This is a genomic window from Streptomyces sp. NPDC031418, assembly GCF_055581605.1.
The window spans coordinates 121,391-139,833 of the sequence record NZ_JBVIJC010000002.1 but is presented as its reverse complement, the minus strand read 5'-3'; the positions used below and the strand labels follow the sequence as shown (position 1 = coordinate 139,833).

Genomic DNA, 18,443 nt, shown 5'->3' with positions numbered 1-18,443 from the left:
CGGCACGAGCCGCGAAGCACGCGCCGTACGCACAGCCCCACACCCACGGATCTTCCAGGAGCACACAGTGACCGACGCTCACACCGCAGGCCCGTTCATCGCCGCGATCGACCAGGGCACCACCTCCAGCCGCTGCATCGTCTTCGACCGGGACGGCCGTATCGTCGCCGTCGACCAGAAGGAGCACGAGCAGATCTTCCCGAAGCCGGGCTGGGTCGAGCACGACGCCAACGAGATCTGGACCAACGTCCAGGAGGTCGTCGCCGGAGCGGTCGCCAAGGCCGGCATCACCCGCGACGACATCAAGGCCATCGGCATCACCAACCAGCGCGAGACCACCGTGCTGTGGGACAAGAACACCGGTGAGCCCGTCTACAACGCCCTTGTCTGGCAGGACACCCGCACCGACGCCCTCTGCCGGGAGCTGGGCCGCAACGTCGGCCAGGACCGCTTCCGCCGGGAGACGGGCCTGCCGCTGGCCTCGTACTTCTCCGGCCCCAAGGCCCGCTGGCTGCTCGACAACGTCGAGGGCCTGCGCGAGCGCGCCGAGGCCGGCGACATCCTCTTCGGCACCATGGACACCTGGGTCATCTGGAACCTGACCGGTGGTGTCAACGGCGGCAAGCACGTCACCGACGTCACCAACGCCTCCCGCACCCTTCTGATGAACCTGCACACGATGCAGTGGGACGAGAAGATCGCCGAGTCCATCGGCGTGCCGCTCCAGATCCTGCCCGAGATCCGCTCCTCCGCCGAGGTCTACGGCGAGATCACCGGCGGCAGCCTCGGCGAGCTGCTCGGCGGCATCCCGGTGGCCTCCGCGCTCGGTGACCAGCAGGCGGCCCTGTTCGGCCAGTGCTGTTTCTCCGAGGGTGAGACCAAGTCCACCTACGGCACCGGCACCTTCATGGTGATGAACACCGGTGACAAGATCATCAACTCCTACGCCGGTCTGCTGACCACGGTCGGCTACAAGATCGGCGACCAGCCGACGGTGTACGCCCTGGAGGGCTCGATCGCCGTCACCGGCTCGCTGGTGCAGTGGATGCGCGACCAGATGGGCCTGATCTCCACCGCCGCCGAGATCGAGACGCTCGCGCTCTCGGTCGAGGACAACGGCGGTGCCTACTTCGTGCCGGCCTTCTCCGGCCTGTTCGCCCCGCACTGGCGCTCCGACGCCCGCGGTGTGATCGCCGGTCTGACCCGGTACGTCACCAAGGCGCACCTCGCGCGCGCCGTCCTTGAGGCCACCGCCTGGCAGACCCGGGAGATCGCCGACGCGATGGTGAAGGACTCCGGCGACGAGCTGGTGACCCTCAAGGTCGACGGTGGCATGACCGCCAACAACCTGCTGATGCAGACGCTCTCCGACGTCCTGGACGCGCCCGTGGTGCGCCCGATGGTCGCGGAGACCACCTGCCTCGGCGCCGCCTACGCCGCCGGCCTGGCCGTCGGCTTCTGGTCCAGCACCGACGAGCTGCGCGCCAACTGGCGCCGGGCCGCCGAGTGGACCCCCCGCATGGACGCGGAGACCCGCGACCGTGAGTACAAGAACTGGCTCAAGGCCGTCGAGCGGACCATGGGCTGGATCGAGGACGAGAGCTGAGCGGTTCCCCCTGCTCAGTCAGCTCTGACGAGGAGTAAGTACCCGACATGACCAGTCAGTCCACCCTGACCCTGCCTGCCCTGGGGACGCACCCGGCCTCCGGCTCCAACCCGAGCCGCGCCGAGACCAGGGAGCAGCTCTCCAAGGCGTCGTACGACCTTCTTGTGATCGGCGGCGGCATCCTGGGCATCTCCACCGCCTGGCACGCCGCGCAGTCCGGGCTCAGGGTGGCGCTGGTCGACGCCGGCGACTTCGCCGGTGCCACCTCCTCCGCCTCCTCCAAGCTGCTCCACGGCGGACTGCGCTACTTGCAGACCGGCGCGGTGAAGCTGGTGGCGGAGAACCACTTCGAGCGCCGTGCGGTCTCCCGCCAGGTGGCCCCCCACCTGGCGAACCCGCTCACCTTCTACCTCCCCGTGTACAAGGGCGGGCCGCACGGCGCGGCGAAGCTCGGCGCGGGCGTCTTCGCCTACTCCGCGCTCTCCGCGTTCGGTGACGGCGTGGGCCACCTGCTCTCCCCCGCCAAGGCGGCGCAGGACGTGCCGGAGCTGCGCACCGAGAACCTGAAGGCCGTGGCCGTGTACGGCGACGACCAGATGAACGACGCGCGGATGGCGCTGATGACGGTCCGTGCGGCCGTCGACGCGGGCGCGGTCGTGCTCAACCACGCCGCGGTCACCGGTCTGCGCTTCACCAAGGGCCGGGTGACGGGCGCGGACCTGAAGGACCGCCTGTCCGGCGAGGAGTTCGGCGTCAACGCCCGTCTGGTGCTGAACGCGACCGGACCGTGGGTCGACCACCTGCGGAAGATGGAGGACCCGAACGCGGCGCCGTCCATCCGCCTGTCCAAGGGCGCGCACCTGGTGCTGAAGCGGACCTCGCCGTGGAAGGCCGCGCTCGCCACCCCGATCGACAAGTACCGGATCACCTTCGCCCTCCCCTGGGAGGACATGCTGCTGCTCGGCACGACCGACGAGGAGTACGAGGGCGACCCGGCGGATGTCGCGGTCAACGACAAGGACATAGCCCAGATCCTGGACGAGGCCGCGTTCTCCGTGCGCGACCAGCAGCTCCAGCGCGATCTGATCACCTACGCGTTCGCCGGTCTGCGGGTGCTGCCGGGCGGCCCCGGCGACACCGCCAAGGCCAAGCGGGAGACCGTGGTGACCGAGGGCAAGGGCGGCATGCTGTCCGTCGCGGGCGGCAAGTGGACCACCTTCCGCCACATCGGCCGTACGATCATGCAGAAGCTGGAGGCGCTGCCGGGCCACCCGCTCGGCGACGACTTCGAGCCGATCTCCTCGCTGCCGAAGAAGCTGCCGCTGCCCGGCGTCGCCAACCCGCGCGCGGTCGCGCACCGGCTGCTGGTGGACCACCCGGCGCCGGGCCCGCGGATGGCGGCGGACACCGCGAAGCACCTGGCGACCCACTACGGCTCGCTGGCCTTCGACATCGCCCGGCTGGCGAACGACAACCCGGAACTGGCCGAGCGCGTCCACCCGGACGCCCCGGAGATCTGGGCGCAGGTCGTCTGGGCCCGTGACCACGAGTGGGCCGAGACGGCGGACGACGTGCTGCGCCGCCGGACCACGCTGACCATCCGGGGCCTTGCCACGGACGAGGTCCGCGGCAAGGTGCAGGACCTGCTCGACAAGAAGTAACCGGGCGCGGCCCAGGGGCTGTTCCACATCGGCGGTGACCGGTGGGGCAGCCCCTTCGGCCTGCCCGGACGCCCGGTGCGGAAGGGGTGTCCGAAGGCGGCGATCGGGGCAGTGATCCGTTCACTCCCCCGTGCAAGGGGGCTGCGGGCGCCCCCGCTGGACGCCGTAAGGTTGGTGAGTCAAGCGAGGGCACGTCGGAAGGAGGCACTGGGTGATCGAGCTGGAGGGGGTTCCCGAGCTGATCGACCCAGTCATGGTGGCCGCGTTCGAGGGCTGGAACGATGCCGGCGACGCCGCCTCCACGGCGGTCGCGCATCTGGAACGCGAGTTCAAGGGCGAGGTGTTCGCGGCGCTGGACGCCGAGGACTACTACGACTTCCAGGTGAACCGCCCCACGGTGTTCATGGACGGTGGCGTGCGCAAGATCACGTGGCCGACGACGCGGCTGTCGGTGGTCCGGGTCGGCGGTGCGAAGCCGCGCGACCTGGTGCTGGTGCGCGGTATCGAGCCGTCGATGCGCTGGCGTTCGTTCTGCAACGAGCTGCTGGGCTTCGCACACGAGCTGGGTGTGGAGCTGGTGGTCATCCTGGGCGCGCTGCTCGGCGACACCCCGCACACGCGTCCGGTGCCGGTCAGCGGGGTCACGTCCGACCCGGACCTGGCCCGCCGGATGGATCTGGAGGAGACCAAGTACGAGGGGCCGACGGGCATCGTCGGCGTCCTTCAGGAGGCGTGCACGCACGCGGGTGTCCCGGCGGTGTCGCTGTGGGCGGCCGTGCCGCACTACGTCTCGCAGCCGCCCAACCCGAAGGCCACGCTGGCGCTGCTCAACCGGCTGGAGGACCTGCTGGACCTGCGTGTCCCGCAGGGGGAGCTGCCGGAGGACGCGCGGGCCTGGCAGGTCGGTGTGGACCAGCTGGCCGCCGAGGACAGCGAGGTCGCCGAGTACGTCCAGACGCTGGAGGAGGCCCGGGACACCGCGGAGCTGCCGGAGGCGTCGGGTGAGGCGATCGCCCGCGAGTTCGAGCGGTATCTGCGGCGGCGGGATGTGAATCCGCCGCCGGGCGGCAAGCAGCGGCCTCCGGCGGGGGGCGGCGGGTCCAGGGAGGACGACGAGGACGGTCCGGAGGACTGAGGTACGGCGAAGGGGCGGCTCCCTTGTGGGGAGCCGCCCCTTCTTTCTGTTGCCGATGCGCCATGGGGCGGCGCGACGGGCCGTGGTGCGGGTGTGGGTCCGCTCGGGCTCGTCGCGCAGTTCCCCGCGCCCCTTGCGGGGTGCCTTACAGGGCCACTCCGAGCAGGGCGTCGACCGCTCGGGTCACGACGCCCGGTGCGCCGGTGTCCGTGCCGCCCTCCGCCTCCTGGCGGGCGGCCCAGCGGTCCACCGCGGCGAGCGCGGTGGGGGCGTCCAGGTCGTTCGAGAGGGCCTCGCGGATCTCCTCGACCAGCGCGTCGGCGGACGGGCCGTCGGGGCGGGAGACGGCCGAGCGCCAGCGGCCGAGGCGGTCCAGCGCGTCCTGGAGCACCTGGTCGGTCCACTCCCAGTCGGCGCGGTAGTGGTGGGAGAGCAGGGCGAGGCGGATGACGGCGGGGTCGACGCCGTCCCGGCGGAGCTGGGAGACGAAGACCAGGTTGCCCTTGGACTTGGACATCTTCTCGCCGTGCAGGGCGACCATGCCGGCGTGGACGTACGCCTTGGCCATGGGGAACTCGCCGGTGAGCACCTGGGCGTGGGAGGCGCCCATCTCGTGGTGCGGGAAGGCGAGGTCGGAGCCGCCGCCCTGGATGTCGAAGCCCATGCCGAGGTGGTCGAGGGCGATGGCCACGCACTCGATGTGCCAGCCGGGGCGACCCGGGCCGAGGGTGCGGCCGTCCCAGCTGGGCTCGCCCTCGCGGGCCGCCATCCACAGCATCGGGTCCAGCGGGTTCTTCTTGCCCGGGCGGTCCGGGTCGCCGCCGCGCTCGGCGGACAGCAGCCGCATCGCGGCCGCGTCGAGGTTCGAGACCTGGCCGAAGTGGGGGTCGGACTCGACCGAGAAGTAGATGTCGCCGTCCAGCTCGTAGGCCGCGCCGAGGTCGCGCAGCCGCTCCACCAGCGGGACGATGCCGGGTATCGCCTCGACGGCGCCTATGTACTGCTGGGGCGGGAGCATCCGCAGGGCGGTCATGTCCTCGCGGAAGAGGGCCGTCTCCTTCTCGGCGAGGGCGACCCAGTCGATGCCGTCCCGTTCGGCCCGCTCCAGCAGCGGGTCGTCGACGTCGGTGACGTTCTGGACGTAGTGGACCTGCCGCTTGGTGTCGAGCCACACGCGCTGAACGAGGTCGAACGCGTTGTAGGTCGCCGCGTGTCCCAGGTGGGTTGCGTCGTACGGGGTGATGCCGCAGACGTAGAGACGGGCGACGGGACCGGGGTCGAGGGTGACCAGACCGCCGGTCGCGGTGTCGTGGATCCTCAGGTCGCGGCCCTGACCAGGCAGGGCGGGGACCTCGGAAGCGGGCCAGGCATGCATGTACATGAGCCTAACCGGCCATGAGCGGCAAGGACGAACGAGATCACGCCCGATGGCCGGATGTGCGTTCTTGTACTTGGCGGCGGGATGTGCTTACACCGGGGGCCAGGGGATGGCGGGCCACTCCCCGCTGGGTTCGGGGTGCAGACCCGAGGTGAGCAGCTGCTCGACACGCGCGCGCGTGGCGTCGATCTCGGCGGCCGTGATCAGCGCGGCCAGCCGCTCGCCCAGCTGCCCGGCGAGGCCGTCCCGGAGGCCGCGGAGCACGCCGACGGCCTCCGCCGTGAGCTGCTCACCGGCCCAGCCCCACAGCAGCGTACGCAGCTTGTTCTCGACGTTGAAGGTGACGCCGTGGTCGATGCCGTAGAGCCGGCCGTCGGCGGTGGGCAGCAGATGGCCGCCCTTGCGGTCGGCGTTGTTGATCACGGCGTCGAGCACGGCGAGCCGGCGCAGCCGCTCGTCGTCGGCGTGCACCAGCAGGGCGGTGCGGCCCTCGCCGACGTCGGCGAGGCCGATCGCCTTCCAGCCGGGCTCCGGTTCCTCGCCGTCGACCAGGGCGAGGAGCTCCGCGTCGGCGTGCACGTCGATCCACAGCTGGCACATGCCCTCGCCGTACGGGCCCTCGCGCAGCACGGTCGGCGGGACCAGCCCCCAGCCGGTGGCCTCGGAGACCTCGTAGGCGGCGACCTCGCGGCCCGCCAGGGTGCCGTCGGGGAAGTCCCACAGCGGGCGTTCCCCGGCCACCGGCTTGTAGACGCAGGAAGCCTCCCGGCCGTCGTGCGCCACCGTGCAGAACAGCGCCGCGTTGGACGCCTCGCGGATGCGGCCGCGCACGGTCAGCTCACCGTGCGTGAGCAGCTCGACGGCGGCCGCGTGGGCCGCCGTGCCGAGGGGGGTCATGCTCCGCGGCGGTATCCGTTCTGGCGCGGACATACGTGTCCTTCCGGGTCGAGCGGGAGGCTGCACAGCGGGCACGGCGGCCGCCCGGCGTTGACGACGTCGAGGGCGCGCTTGGCGAAGGCCCTGGCCTGCGCGCCGGTCAGCCGGACCCGCAGCATCGGGGGTCCGTTCTCCTCGTCCTGGAGGAGTCGCTCCTCGGCCTCGGCGAGGTCCTCCTCGGTGTCGGCGTCCAGCTCCACCAGGGCCTGCGCCTCGACGATCATGCGCTGTTCCTCGCCGTCCCAGGCCAGGGCCATGGTGCCGACGCGGAACTCCTCCTCGATGGGGGTGTCCAGCGGGGCGGTGTCGGTGATCTCGGCGGGGGCCACGGCGGGCACGGCGGCGTTGCCGCCGGTGCGCCGTACGACCTCGTCGAGCAGTTCGTCCATGCGCTCGGCGAGCGCGGCGACCTGGGTCTTCTCCAGGACCACACTGGTCACCCGGGGACCCGCGGTGGCCTGGAGGAAGAACGTACGGCGTCCGGGCAGTCCGACCGTGCCGGCCACGAAGCGGTCCGGCGGATCGTAGAGGAACACCTGACGGGACACGTCCTGTCTCCATTGAGTTCGAGGGGTTCGTTCGCGGGGCGGAACCGCAGGGGTGGATCGCTTCACCCTACTGCGGCCGACGATCACGGTGCGCCCGCACCGCCCCCGACCGGTGCGTCCGACTCCCCGTGTTCCTCGCGGGGGGCGAGCGAAGCGAAGTCCCCGGTGTCGCCGAGGCGGACCAGGAAGGGACGCAGCCGGGTGTAGCGGATCGCGGTGACGGAACACGGCTCGACGGAGATGCGCTGGAAGAGGTCGAGATGGAGTCCGAGGGCGTCGGCGACGAGGGACTTGATGATGTCGCCGTGGGAGCACATGAGGTAGACGGCGTCGGCGCCGTGCTCGCGCTCCACGCGCGCGTTCCACTCGCGTACGGCTTCGGCGGCGCGGGTCTGCATGGCCCGCATGGACTCGCCGCCCGGGAAGGCCGCGGCCGACGGATGGGCCTGGACGACCTCCATCAGCGGCTCGTCCTTCAGCTCGGCCAGCTTGCGGCCGGACCAGTCGCCGTAGTGGCACTCCCCGATCCGCTCCTCGGTGTGGACCCGCAGCCCGGGGCGGGCCTGAAGCAGCGGCCGCACCGTCTCCTGGCAGCGTTGCAGCGGGCTGGTGACGACCTCGGAGATCGGCAGCGCGGCGAGCCGTCCCGGAAGTGCGGCGGCCTGTGCGGCGCCTCGTTCGTCCAGGGCGACGCCGGGGGTCCAGCCGGCGAGCACCCCCGAGGTGTTGGCGGTGGAACGTCCGTGCCTTACGAGGATCAGCGTGGGCATGCGGAACAGCGTAGGCGTATCAGCCGGTGCGCCGATGGCCGGGCGAGAGGAGAATGCGCTCCGTGATCGTGGACTGCGCCGTTTACCGGCACGGGCATCGCAGTGAGGGACCGGAGGACCTGTCCGACGCGCTCGCCGAGGCGCGGGCGGCGGGCGGCTTCGTGTGGATCGGGCTGTACGAGCCCTCGGAGCGGGAGTTCGACCTGGTCACCAGGGAGTTCGGGCTGCACCCGCTGGCCGTCGAGGACGCGCTCAAGGCGCACCAGCGGCCCAAGCTGGAGGTGTACGACGACTCGCTCTTCATGGTGCTGAAGCCGGTCGTGTACGAGCCGGAGGGCGACACCGTCTCGGCCGGCGAAGTGATGATCTTCATCGGGGACGGTTTCGCGGTGACCGTCCGGCACGGCGAGGGCTCGCCGCTGGCCGCCGTGCGGCGCCGGCTGGAGGAGGAGCCGGAGATGCTCGACAAGGGCCCCACGGCGGTGCTCTACGCGATCGCCGACGCGACCGTCGACCGCTATCTGGAGGTGGCGACGGAGCTCCAGACGGACCTGGAGGAGCTGGAGGAGGAGGTGTTCCGGCCGGAGGGCGGCGGCTCGCGGCACACGGCGTCGCGGATCTACGCCTTCAAGCGGCAGGTCCTGGAGTTCCGCCGGGCCACCGTGCCGCTCGCGCTGCCGCTGACCCGGCTGGCCGCCACCGGTCCGGCGGGCGGCGGGGTGCCGTTCGTGGACGACAAGGCGCGGCCGTTCTTCCGGGACGTCGGCGACCATCTCGCGCGGGTGAACGAGTCCGTGGAGGGCCTGGACCGGCTGGTGTCGGACATCCTGTCGGCGCATCTGGCGCAGATGAGCGTGCGGCAGAACGACGACATGCGGAAGATCTCCGCGTGGGCGGCGATGGCCGCGGTGCCCACGATGATCGCGGGCATCTACGGCATGAACTTCGACCACATGCCCGAGCTGCACTGGGTGTGGTCGTATCCGGCGGTGATCCTGCTGATGGCCGGGCTGGAGGTGCTGCTGCACCGGCTGTTCAAGCGGCGCGGGTGGCTGTGAGCGGGGGTCAGGCGAACTCGTGGGCGGGGGCGGCCGGGCCGCCGAGCGCGTTCCGGCGCTCGGGTATCCGCAGGCCGACCATGCGGTGCCAGCCGGCCAGGCGCTCGTAGGCGTAGACGGCGTGGATGCCGGCCGCGAGCAGCGCCGACTTGGCCTTCGGCCAGCCCAGGACGCGGCCCATGTGGCCCATGACGGCGAGGCTGACGTCCCGGTAGACGCGGATCTCGGCGAGGGCGCACTCGCGCAGGGTGCGCTGGATCAGCCGGCCGTGTCCGGCCGCGGCGAACCGGAGCAGTTCCTCGTGGGTGTAGGCGAGGTGGTTGTCCTCGTCGGACGAGATCATGCGGACGGCCCGGCCGATCTCGGGGTGGTCGGCGAAGTGCCGCAGGAGCAGTTGCATCTGCTCGGAGGCGCGCTGTTCGGTGACCCGGCTGTGGGCGAGATACACGATGAGATCGCGGTCGGTGAGGGGGGCGTCGCGCTTGAGCCGCTCGTGCGCGAGGCCGATGCCGTGCCGTTCCAGGAGCATGGTGTAGTCGGTCTCCGGCGGCACCGCGACGGGGGTGAGGCCGCGCTTGGTCAGCAGGGCGCGGAAGATCCGGCCGTGCTTGTCCTCGTCGGCGCCGTGGCGGGCGATCTTCGGGGCGAGGGCGCGGGCGCTCCGCGGGGCCAGGGCGGCGATCCGGCCGTTCTCCCAGCCCCCCTGGGACTCCCCGCCGGCGGCGATGGAGCAGAAGAGCCGGAAGGACTCGTCGTGGTCGAGGATCTCCTGGAACAGACTCTTGGCCGACAGCATGGCGCCAGTCAAATGCGGTCGAAGTGGACGCGCAACAGGGGTGCGGGACCACTCGGCCGAAAGAATGACCCGGGGGTCGTAACCGCGTGGCGCGCGGCGCGTTGTTCTCCGTGACGGCCGTGGCGGGGAAGACCCCCCGAGCCCCCACCACGGCCGCTGGAATCTCCCGGCGCTCAGCCGAGCCCGGCGCGCTCCAGGGCCTCGCTGCCGGCGCGCAGGGAGGCGATCCGCTCCTCCAGCGCGAAGCCCGCCGGGGCGAGGTTGAGGGTGGTCACACCGGCGGCCGCGTAGGCCTTCATCCGGTCGGCGATGCGGTCGACGGAGCCCAGCAGTGTGGTCTTGTCGATGAGGTCCTGCGGCACCGCGGCGGCGGCGCCCTGCTTGTCGCCGGCCAGGTACCTCTGCTGGATCTCGGCGGCCTCCTGCACATATCCCATGCGCTGCGCGAGCTGGTTGTAGAAGTTCTGCTTGGCGCTGCCCATGCCGCCGACGTACAGCGCGGTGTACGGCCGGAAGGTGTCCGCGAGCCGGGCCAGGTCCTTGTCGTCGCCGACCGCGAGCGGCAGGGTCGGGGCCACGTCGAACCCGTCGAGGGTCCGGCCGGCCTTCTCGCGGCCCGCGCGCAGGTACTTCAGCGTGGTCTCCTCGAGGTGCTCGGCGGCCGGGAAGATCAGCAGCGCGCCGTCGGCGATCTCGCCGGTCTGCTCCAGGTTCTTCGGGCCGATCGCGGCGATGTACAGCGGGATGTGCTCGCGCTGCGGGTGCACGGTCAGCTTGATCGGCTTGCCCGGACCGCCGGGCAGCGGCAGGGTCCAGTGCTCGCCCTCGTAGGTCAGCCGCTCGCGGGTCATGGCCCGGCGGACGATCTCGACGTACTCACGGGTGCGGGCGAGCGGCTTGTCGAACTTGACGCCGTACCAGCCCTCGGAGACCTGCGGGCCGGAGACGCCGAGGCCGAGGCGGAAGCGGCCGCCGGAGAGGGAGTCCAGCGTCGCCGCCGTCATCGCGGTCATGGCGGGCTGCCGGGCCGGGATCTGGAAGATCGCCGAGCCGACGTCGATGCGCTCGGTCCGGGCGGCGACCCAGCTGAGCACGGTGGCGGCGTCGGAGCCGTAGGCCTCCGCGGCCCAGCACACGGAGTAGCCGAGCCGCTCGGCCTCCTGGGCCACGGCCAGGTTGTCTGCGTCCATTCCGGCACCCCAGTAGCCGAGGTTGAGCCCGAGCTGCATCAGCGACTCCTCTTACCCGTCAGTAACGTCCTTGGCGGAGACCTTAGCGTGCGGGGGGCCGGGTGCGGCAGGGCCGCGGGGCGATTCCGCGGGCGGCGTGGGACCGGGGTGGCGGTTGTCCACAGGCAACCCACCGCACCGGTTCTGGCCAGTAATCTCGCCCGCATGGAGCAGAGGCATCTCGGCCGTACCGGCCTGCGCGTGTCCCGGATCGGCCTCGGCACCCTCACCTGGGGCCGGGACACCGACGAGCATGACGCCGCGGACATGCTGAAGGCGTTCTGGGAAGCGGGCGGCACCCTCGTCGACACCGCGGACGTCTACGGCGACGGAGAGGCGGAGTATCTGCTCGGACGGCTCATGGACGGGCTGGTGCCGCGCCGGGACCTGGTCATCTCCACCAAGGCGGGCAGCGTCCCCGACCCCGACCGCCGCTTCGACGGCTCCCGCGGCCATCTGCTCGCCGCCCTCGACGCCTCCCTGGCCCGGCTGGGCACGGACCACGTCGACGTGTGGCACATCCATGCCTACGACCCCGACACCCCCCTGGAGGAGACGCTCCAGGCCCTCGACATAGCGGTGAGCAGCGGCCGCGCCCGGTACGCCGGGGTCTCCAACTTCTGCGGCTGGCAGCTGGCCAAGGCAGCCACCTGGCAGCTCGCGGCGCCGGGCTCGCGGACCCGGCTGGCCAGCACCCAGCTGGAGTACTCGCTGCTCCAGCGCGGGGTGGAGCGCGAGGTGCTGCCCGCCGCGCTCGACCTCGGGGTCGGTCTGCTGCCGTCCTCGCCACTGGGCCGGGGCGTGCTCACCGGCAAGTACCGGCACACCACTCCCCCGGACTCGCGCGGTGCCTCCGAGCATCTGGCGCCGTTCGTGGAGCCGTATCTGGACGACACGGCGACCCGCATCGTGGACGCGGTGACGACGGCCGCCGACGGACTCGCCGTCACCCCCCTCCAGGTCGCCCTCGCCTGGGTCCGGGACCGGCCCGGGGTGGCGGCGCCGATCGTGGGTGCGCGCAACGCGCAGCAGCTCACGGCGGCACTGTCAGTGGAGGCCCTTAGTCTTCCTGAGGAGATCTGCCGGGCGCTGGACGATGTGTCGGCGCCCGTGCACCGCTATCCCGATCACGACTGGAGCACGCTGTGAGCACGGAGCCGGAGACCACGGAGGAAGCCGGGCCGGGGACGCCGGACATCCCGGAGGGCGCGGACGAGGCGTCGGCGCCCTCGCAAGGCTCCGAGCACACCTCCGAGCAGACCGGGGACGAGGGCACGGAGACCTCCGAACAAGCCGAGGGCGAGGGCACGGAGACCCCCGAACAAGCCGAGGGCGAGGGCACGGAGACCCCCGAACAAGCCGAGGGCGAGGGCACGGAGACCCCCGAACACGCCGAAGCGGCCGAGGGCGCGGGGGCAGCGGCTCCCGAGGTGTCCGAGGCGCAGGCCGAGCTGGCCGCCCAGCGCCTGGAGCGGGAGCGGATCGAGCGGCGCAAGGCCGAGAAGACGGCCCGGATCGAGAGCGGCACCAAGCTCAGCGGCAAGGCGGCCGACCTGCTCGCCGCGGTCCGCGCGGTGGAGAGCGGCGAGAAGCCGACGGCCACGGTGTTCGCGGAGGAGCCCGCACCGGCGCCGCGCCGCCCGGCCCCCGAACCCGTGCGCCGTCCCCAGCCCACCCCCGCCCCCGCCGCCCTTGCGCCCGTCGCCCCCGCCGCGCGGACCGTCGACGCCGTCCGCCGGGTGCTGGCCGAGGGCGGCGCGCCCGACACCCTCGCCCCGCAGGTGGCCGCGGCCCTCGGCGAGGGCGCCGAGGGCGTGCTCCGACAGGACCCCTGGCAGCTGCTCCGGGTCGGCGGGGTGCGGCCCGAGCAAGCCGACGGCTTCGCCCGGGCGCTGCTCGGCGCCGCGTGCGGCCCGGACGACGAGCGGCGCGGCCGCGCGGTGACCGTCTGGCTGCTGGAGCAGGCGGCCCTGACCGGGCACACCGCGCTGGACCTGCCCGCGCTCACCGCGGCGCTGGGCCGGCAGGGCGTGCCGGACCCGGACGCGGCCGTGCAGGACGCGCTCGCCGAGGGCGAGGCGCTGGCCTTCCAGGACGCCCTGGAGGAGCCCGGCGCCCAGGCCCCGCGGAAAGCCGAGGAGGACGAGGAGGACGAGGAGGACGAGGAGGCGGAGCGGCCGGTCCGGGTCCTCGTCGGCCTGGAGCGGTACGCGCTCGCCGAGGAGAGCCTCGCCGACGGCCTGGCCCGGCTGGTCAACTCCCTCTCCCCGGAGGCCGGACAGGCCTGGGAGGCGGCCGCGGCCGGGGTCTCCGGCGGCGCGGCCGAGCTGGTGCGCGCGGTCGCCGGGCACGGCTTGGTGCTGCACACCGGCGCGGAGGCGGCCCGCGCCGAACCGGCCGCGCTGCTCGGCGCCGCCCGGGACGCGGGCCTGCGGGTCTTCGCCGTCTGCCACACGCCGGGCGGGCGGCACCGGTTCGCCGCGCTGCTGGGCGGGGAGCCGGCGGAGCAGCCCGTCGGGACGGTCGCCGGTCTGCTGTCCGGCGCCGAGGGGCCCGGCCGGGACGCGGACGGCGCCCTGGAGCTGGATCTGCTGGTCGTACTGGACGCGCCGCAGCTCGACGTGGAGAGCGCGGCGATGCTGGTGGAGTCGTTGCCGGACGGGGCCCGGCTGGTGCTCAGCGGCGACCCCGCGGTGCTGTGGTCGGCGGGGCCCGGCCGGGTCTTCGCCGACCTGCTGGCGGCCGGCGCCTGCCCGCAGCTCGCCTCCCGGGTGCCCGACCCCGGTCCGCTGGGCGAGCTGGTCTCCGGCGTCGGCGTCGGCGAGCTGAACCAGGTCGCGGCGCCGGGCAAGGAGATCGTCATCGTCCCGGTGCGGGACGCGGGCGAGGCCGTGCACCGCACCGTGCAGCTGGTGGCGGACTCGGTGCCGCGCGCGCTCGGCATTCCGGCCGACCAGAGCGTGGTGATCACCCCGGGGCACGGAGGTGCCGCGGGCACCCGCGCCCTCAACTCGGCGCTGAAGGAACGCCTCAACCCCGGCCCGGGCCGCTTCGGCGGCTTCGACCCCGGGGACCGGATCGCCTACTCCCCCGCCCCCGGCCGTACCGTGCCGGGCGTGGTGGTGCGGGCCGACGCCGGGGGGCTGCACCTGTCGTGCGCGGGTGCCGAGGTGGTCGTACCCCGCGAGCGGGTGGAGGGTGCCGTACGGCACGGCTGGGCGCTGACCGCGCATCAGGCGGTCGGTACCCGCTGGCCGGCGGCGGTCGTGGTGCTGCCCGGCGACGCGGCCCAGACGCTCAGCAGACCCTGGGTGTACACGGCGTTCGGCCGCGCGGAGCGGCATCTGTCCGTGGTCCACGGGGTGGAGCAGGCGCTGCCGAAGGCGGTGGCCGAGGTGCCGGCCAAGCCGCGGACGACCCGGCTGCGGACCCTGCTCCAGCCGCTGCTCGGGCAGCACCCGGTCGGCTGAGCGGACGGCCGGCGGTGCCGCGGCGGCCTCACGCCCTGCGGCACCGCCGGCAGCGGCTCACTTCTCGGCGTCCAGCGGCTCCAGATCCTCCTCGTCCGCCCCGTCCTCGTCGTCCTCGTCGAACTCGAGGTCGTCGTCCTCCTCGGGCTCGGCGTCCTCCTCGTCGAAGACCGCGCTGACGTCGAACCGGCACACCACCGCCTGCGCGTCGATGTGCTCGAACGGCGACTCCAGCCACTCCCCGGCCTCCGGAGCCTCCTCCGCGGCGGTGACCCAGAGCGTGGAGTCGCCCTCCTCGAGGCCGAACTCCTTGTGCCGGGAGGCGATCTCGTCCGGTTCGAACTCGCCGAAGAGGACACCGAGCGCCCCGGGAAGGCTCCCGGAGGCATCGCCCTCCCCGCCGCCGAGATCCTCGTACTCCACCGCCTCGACCCGCTGGGCCTGCGCGATCAGCCGCTGGGGTTCCGCCACGGTGTAGTCGCGGCGGATGAGCACGCTGATCGCGTTCGGCTCCTCGGGGCCCGCGTACGGCGGCAGTGTGTCCTCCGTGCCGGGGATCTCGAAGGGCGTGACCTCGTCATAGCGGTCGTAGAGCAGCTCGTCGTACGCCTCGGCGGCCGCGGCCAGCTGGTTGAACGCCTCGGAGACGGCCGGGTCGTCGTCCCCGGACCTGCGTTCGACCGCCGCGAGATGACGGTCCAGCGCGGTCTTGACCGCCTCGGCGGCGGCGCGTACCTCGGCAACGGTGGGCTGCGCAGCATCAGACATAGTGCAGACGCTATCCGTACCGGGCACCAGCCCGCACAATAGATGCGATGCCGGAATACGAATTTGTCGACGTGTACGTACCTCGCGGGGTGTCCCGCAAGGACGCCACGCGTCTGCTGACGGACCATGCCGAGTACGGACACTGGGAGTTGGACCGACTGAGCCTGCTGCGCGACGGCAGCCGCAAGGTGCGGTTGCGTCGGCGGATCATCCGCCAGGTGCGTGCCACCTGGTGAGGCGGAACAGCTGAAGAACGGACGGAGCGGGCCCCGCCGGCATGGCGGGGCCCGCTCCGTTCACCGCCGTGCGGTCCGCCGTGCTACACGCCCGCCCGCGCCTTGCGGTAGAGCACCGCGCCCGCGAGCAGCGCGCCCGCGCCGGCCGGCAGCGCCAGTCCCAGCGGCAGGTCGCTGCCCGTGTGGGCGAGCTGGCCGTCGGTCAGCGACTGCGCGGAGCCGCCGCCCTGCTCCCTGACCTGGCTGGAGCCGTGCGGGGTGTGTCCGCCCTGGGCGGGCGGGGTCCCCGGTCCGCCGGGCTGGTGGGGCGTGCCGGGGTGCCCCGGCTGACCCGGCTTCCCGGGCTGACCCGGCTTCCCGGGGTGACCCGGATGTCCCGGCTGACCGGGGTGACCGGGGTGACCGGGCTGACCCGGATGTCCCGGCTGCCCCGGGTGACCGGGCTGGCCCGGCGGGTTGCCGGGGCCGTTGCCGCCACCCGGGGGCTGGGCCTGGTGGCCGCCGCCGTTGGCGCAGTCGTTGCCCGTGGTGGCGTTCCCGACGCCGATGACGCTGGCGCTGTTGCCGCACACGTTCACCGGGACGTCGATCGGTACCTGCACGGTGTTGCCGGAGCCGACGCCCGGGGAGCCGCCGGTGTGGCCGCCCGCGTGCGAGCCGCCGGAGCCGGTGTGGCCGCCCGAGTCGCCGTATCCCCCCGAGGTGTCCTGGCCGTGGTTGGCGCAGCTGTTGCCCACCGCCGGGTTGAGCAGTCCGACGACGTTCACGGTGTTGCCGCAGACGTTCACCGGCGCGTGCACCGGCGCCTGCACCGTGTTGCCGGACAAGACGCCGGGCGATCCGGTGGCGGAGCCGGCCGCCGCCGAGTCGGCGTGGGCGTAGCCGCTCGCGGCGGCGATCACACCGGTCGCGGCGGCCATGGTCATCAGACCCTTGCGGGTGCCCTGTCGCATGCTGAGTTCCCCCCTGCCTTCGATGTTCTGTGAGAAAAGGCCGGTCGGCCCCGGAGCGCATGGCGCGCGCTCCGGGGCCGACGGCTCGCAAAAGACGCCCTTGGGGACAGCGGCCCCCTCAGGGAGCCGGCGTCACTTGTTGATGCAGGTGTTGCCGAAGGCGGGGTTCAGGAGCCCGATCACGTTGATCGTGTTGCCGCACACGTTCACCGGGACGTGGACGGGCACCTGGACGACATTGCCGGAGACGACACCCGGGGAGTGCACGGCGGCCCCCTGGGCACCCGAGTCGGCGACGGCCAGGCCCGCGCCCGCGAGAACCAGCCCACCGGTGGCAGCCGCAGCAGCGACGACCTTCTTGATCATTACTTCCTCCTCGTTGGCAAATGCGATCCCAAGGTGCGGGGTTCGCATCACCTGTAACGAGGAGGGAGTAATGGAGCTACGAGCTTATGGTCGGATTCACTCTTCTCAGTCGGTGTCGTACGCGCGGCCGATTACTCCAGGGCAGAGCCTCACGAAGCGTCGATGAAGCGGTCCAGCACCCGCACGCCGAACTGGAGGCCGTCCACCGGCACCCGCTCGTCCACGCCGTGGAACATGCCGGCGAAGTCCAGCTCCGGGGGCAGCTTGAGCGGGGCGAACCCGAAGCCGCGGATGCCGAGGTCGTCGAAGGACTTGGCGTCGGTGCCGCCGGAGAGCATGTACGGGATCGCCTTGGCGGTGGGGTCCTCGGCCAGCAGCGCGGACTGCATCGCGGCCACCAGCGGTCCGTCGAAGTCGGTCTCCACCGCCTTGTCGGCGTGCACGTCCTCGCGGCGCACCCGCGGGCCGAGCAGCCGGTCGAGGTCGCCGAGGAACTCCTCCTCGTAGCCGGGCAGGAAGCGGCCGTCGATGTGCGCGGTGGCCTCGCCCGGGATCACGTTGACCTTGTAACCGGCCTTCAGCTGGGTCGGGTTGGCGGTGTTGCTCAGGGTCGCGCCGATCAGCTTGGCGATACCGCCGAGCCGGGCCAGGGTGGACTCCATGTCCTCCGGGTCCAGCTCGGTGCCGAGCGCGTCGCCCAGCTCGTCCAGGAAGGCCCGGGTGGTCTTGGTCACGCGCACCGGGAACCGGTGCCGGCCGACCCGGGCGACGGCCTCGGACAGCTCGGTGATGGCGTTGTCCCGGTGGATCATCGAACCGTGCCCGGCGGTGCCGGCCACGGTCAGCTTCATCCAGTGCATGCCCTTCTCGGCCGTCTGGATCAGATAGAGCCGGCGCTGCTCGTTCACGGTGAAGGAGAAGCCGCCGACCTCGCTGATCGCCTCGGTGACGCCCTCGAACAGCTCGGGGTGGTGGTCCACGAGGTGGCGGGCGCCGTAGGTGCCGCCGGCCTCCTCGTCGGCGAGGAAGGCGACCACGATGTCCCGCGGGGGACGACGGCCGCTGCGCAGCCGGTCGCGCACGACCGCGAGGGTCATGGCGTCCATGTCCTTCATGTCGACGGCGCCGCGCCCCCACACGCACCCGTCCGCGACCTCGCCGGAGAACGGGTGGTGGGTCCAGTCGGCGGCGTTGGCCGGTACGACGTCCAGATGGCCGTGGATCAGCAGCGCGGGCCGGGACGGGTCCTCGCCCTCGATGCGGGCCACCGTCGAGGCGCGGCCCGGGTGGGACTCGAAGATCTCCGGCTCCAGCCCGACCTCGGCGAGCTTCTCGGCGACCCACTCGGCCGCCTTGCGCTCGCCGGGCCCGGAGTGGTCGCCGTAGTTGCTGGTGTCGAACCGGATCAGCTCGCGGCAGAGGTCCACGACCTCGTCCTCACCGGTGACGCCCCTGGCCGTGTCCGTGTCGCTCACGTGCTTCCTCCCGCTGTCACTGCTGGTGGGTCCCCCTCATCCTCTCTCCGGCACCGGC

The 18,443-nt window shown here is 72.5% G+C and carries 17 protein-coding genes; 7 read left to right on the top strand and 10 right to left on the bottom strand.

Features of this window, described 5'->3' with window-relative positions:
• Nucleotides 1-67 precede the first annotated feature (67 nt).
• From glpK to ACZ5CZ_RS02710, 3 genes are all read left to right on the top strand, one after another.
• Nucleotides 68-1,606 carry a glycerol kinase GlpK gene (gene glpK, locus ACZ5CZ_RS02720; RefSeq protein WP_385844553.1) on the top strand — a complete coding sequence of 513 codons (1,539 nt, stop codon included), beginning with the start codon at nucleotides 68-70 and terminating at the stop codon, nucleotides 1,604-1,606.
• 47 nt (nucleotides 1,607-1,653) lie between these two features.
• A complete protein-coding gene (locus ACZ5CZ_RS02715) occupies nucleotides 1,654-3,267 on the top strand; it encodes a glycerol-3-phosphate dehydrogenase/oxidase (protein WP_385844555.1) in 1,614 nt (537 codons plus the stop codon).
• A 211-nt stretch (nucleotides 3,268-3,478) separates the two neighbouring features.
• Nucleotides 3,479-4,402, top strand: coding sequence for a PAC2 family protein (locus ACZ5CZ_RS02710; RefSeq protein WP_385844557.1), 924 nt, complete (start codon nucleotides 3,479-3,481; stop codon nucleotides 4,400-4,402).
• 145 nt (nucleotides 4,403-4,547) lie between these two features.
• On the opposite strand, the gene mshC is transcribed toward ACZ5CZ_RS02710, so the two are convergent.
• The 4 genes from mshC to ACZ5CZ_RS02690 form a co-directional block, all read right to left on the bottom strand.
• The gene (gene mshC, locus ACZ5CZ_RS02705; protein WP_468938572.1) at nucleotides 4,548-5,777 is read right to left on the bottom strand and encodes a cysteine--1-D-myo-inosityl 2-amino-2-deoxy-alpha-D-glucopyranoside ligase; all 1,230 of its coding nucleotides are present in this window, start codon (nucleotides 5,775-5,777) and stop codon (nucleotides 4,548-4,550) included.
• Nucleotides 5,778-5,870: 93 nt separating this feature from the next.
• Nucleotides 5,871-6,710, bottom strand: coding sequence for an SCO1664 family protein (locus ACZ5CZ_RS02700; protein WP_385844559.1), 840 nt, complete (start codon nucleotides 6,708-6,710; stop codon nucleotides 5,871-5,873).
• Complete coding sequence (locus ACZ5CZ_RS02695) at nucleotides 6,674-7,264, bottom strand: DUF3090 domain-containing protein (protein ID WP_385844561.1); 591 nt, start codon at nucleotides 7,262-7,264, stop codon at nucleotides 6,674-6,676. Before ACZ5CZ_RS02695 ends, ACZ5CZ_RS02700 begins: the two co-directional genes overlap by 37 nt.
• Before the next feature lie 83 nt (nucleotides 7,265-7,347).
• Nucleotides 7,348-8,034 carry a histidine phosphatase family protein gene (locus ACZ5CZ_RS02690; protein WP_385844562.1) on the bottom strand — a complete coding sequence of 229 codons (687 nt, stop codon included), beginning with the start codon at nucleotides 8,032-8,034 and terminating at the stop codon, nucleotides 7,348-7,350.
• A 62-nt stretch (nucleotides 8,035-8,096) separates the two neighbouring features.
• Between ACZ5CZ_RS02690 and corA the strand changes: the two genes are divergently transcribed.
• Nucleotides 8,097-9,092, top strand: coding sequence for a magnesium/cobalt transporter CorA (gene corA, locus ACZ5CZ_RS02685; protein WP_385844563.1), 996 nt, complete (start codon nucleotides 8,097-8,099; stop codon nucleotides 9,090-9,092).
• 7 nt (nucleotides 9,093-9,099) lie between these two features.
• Here the strand turns inward: corA and ACZ5CZ_RS02680 are convergent, their stop codons facing one another.
• Together ACZ5CZ_RS02680 and ACZ5CZ_RS02675 are read right to left on the bottom strand one after the other, a co-directional pair.
• Nucleotides 9,100-9,888: a ferritin-like domain-containing protein gene (locus ACZ5CZ_RS02680; protein WP_468938567.1), complete on the bottom strand. Its 789-nt coding sequence runs from the start codon at nucleotides 9,886-9,888 to the stop codon at nucleotides 9,100-9,102.
• 173 nt (nucleotides 9,889-10,061) lie between these two features.
• Nucleotides 10,062-11,117, bottom strand: coding sequence for an LLM class F420-dependent oxidoreductase (locus ACZ5CZ_RS02675; protein ID WP_385844565.1), 1,056 nt, complete (start codon nucleotides 11,115-11,117; stop codon nucleotides 10,062-10,064).
• A 165-nt stretch (nucleotides 11,118-11,282) separates the two neighbouring features.
• Here ACZ5CZ_RS02675 and ACZ5CZ_RS02670 point away from each other — a divergent pair, with 165 nt between their 5' ends.
• Both ACZ5CZ_RS02670 and ACZ5CZ_RS02665 read left to right on the top strand, forming a co-directional pair.
• Entirely contained in the window at nucleotides 11,283-12,266 is a 984-nt protein-coding gene (locus tag ACZ5CZ_RS02670; protein WP_385844566.1) for an aldo/keto reductase, read from the top strand.
• A complete protein-coding gene (locus tag ACZ5CZ_RS02665; RefSeq protein ID WP_468938562.1) occupies nucleotides 12,263-14,587 on the top strand; it encodes a helix-hairpin-helix domain-containing protein in 2,325 nt (774 codons plus the stop codon). Before ACZ5CZ_RS02670 ends, ACZ5CZ_RS02665 begins: the two co-directional genes overlap by 4 nt.
• A gap of 57 nt (nucleotides 14,588-14,644) precedes the next feature.
• Here ACZ5CZ_RS02665 and ACZ5CZ_RS02660 read toward each other — a convergent pair whose 3' ends face one another.
• The gene (locus tag ACZ5CZ_RS02660; RefSeq protein ID WP_385844568.1) at nucleotides 14,645-15,355 is read right to left on the bottom strand and encodes a hypothetical protein; all 711 of its coding nucleotides are present in this window, start codon (nucleotides 15,353-15,355) and stop codon (nucleotides 14,645-14,647) included.
• A gap of 47 nt (nucleotides 15,356-15,402) precedes the next feature.
• Between ACZ5CZ_RS02660 and ACZ5CZ_RS02655 the strand changes: the two genes are divergently transcribed.
• Entirely contained in the window at nucleotides 15,403-15,591 is a 189-nt protein-coding gene (locus ACZ5CZ_RS02655; protein WP_030053310.1) for a DUF5703 family protein, read from the top strand.
• 83 nt (nucleotides 15,592-15,674) lie between these two features.
• On the opposite strand, the gene ACZ5CZ_RS02650 is transcribed toward ACZ5CZ_RS02655, so the two are convergent.
• The 3 genes from ACZ5CZ_RS02650 to ACZ5CZ_RS02640 all read right to left on the bottom strand — a co-directional run bounded on the left by ACZ5CZ_RS02650 (nucleotide 15,675) and on the right by ACZ5CZ_RS02640 (nucleotide 18,385).
• A complete protein-coding gene (locus ACZ5CZ_RS02650) occupies nucleotides 15,675-16,544 on the bottom strand; it encodes a chaplin (RefSeq protein ID WP_468938560.1) in 870 nt (289 codons plus the stop codon).
• A 132-nt stretch (nucleotides 16,545-16,676) separates the two neighbouring features.
• A complete protein-coding gene (gene chpH, locus ACZ5CZ_RS02645) occupies nucleotides 16,677-16,910 on the bottom strand; it encodes a chaplin ChpH (RefSeq protein WP_158919457.1) in 234 nt (77 codons plus the stop codon).
• A 149-nt stretch (nucleotides 16,911-17,059) separates the two neighbouring features.
• Nucleotides 17,060-18,385 (bottom strand): M20/M25/M40 family metallo-hydrolase, encoded by a 1,326-nt coding sequence (locus ACZ5CZ_RS02640; RefSeq protein ID WP_468938556.1) that lies wholly within the window; start codon nucleotides 18,383-18,385, stop codon nucleotides 17,060-17,062.
• Nucleotides 18,386-18,443 lie beyond the last annotated feature (58 nt).

Coding starts and splice junctions, on each gene's coding strand:
- ACZ5CZ_RS02715 (WP_385844555.1), top strand. CDS start 1,654: ATGACCAGTCAGTCCACCCTGACCCTGCCTGCCCTGGGGACGCACCCG.
- mshC (WP_468938572.1), bottom strand. CDS start 5,777: ATGCATGCCTGGCCCGCTTCCGAGGTCCCCGCCCTGCCTGGTCAGGGC.
- ACZ5CZ_RS02700 (WP_385844559.1), bottom strand. CDS start 6,710: ATGTCCGCGCCAGAACGGATACCGCCGCGGAGCATGACCCCCCTCGGC.
- ACZ5CZ_RS02690 (WP_385844562.1), bottom strand. CDS start 8,034: ATGCCCACGCTGATCCTCGTAAGGCACGGACGTTCCACCGCCAACACC.
- ACZ5CZ_RS02680 (WP_468938567.1), bottom strand. CDS start 9,888: ATGCTGTCGGCCAAGAGTCTGTTCCAGGAGATCCTCGACCACGACGAG.
- ACZ5CZ_RS02675 (WP_385844565.1), bottom strand. CDS start 11,117: ATGCAGCTCGGGCTCAACCTCGGCTACTGGGGTGCCGGAATGGACGCA.
- ACZ5CZ_RS02670 (WP_385844566.1), top strand. CDS start 11,283: ATGGAGCAGAGGCATCTCGGCCGTACCGGCCTGCGCGTGTCCCGGATC.
- ACZ5CZ_RS02660 (WP_385844568.1), bottom strand. CDS start 15,355: ATGTCTGATGCTGCGCAGCCCACCGTTGCCGAGGTACGCGCCGCCGCC.
- ACZ5CZ_RS02655 (WP_030053310.1), top strand. CDS start 15,403: ATGCCGGAATACGAATTTGTCGACGTGTACGTACCTCGCGGGGTGTCC.
- ACZ5CZ_RS02650 (WP_468938560.1), bottom strand. CDS start 16,544: ATGCGACAGGGCACCCGCAAGGGTCTGATGACCATGGCCGCCGCGACC.
- chpH (WP_158919457.1), bottom strand. CDS start 16,910: ATGATCAAGAAGGTCGTCGCTGCTGCGGCTGCCACCGGTGGGCTGGTT.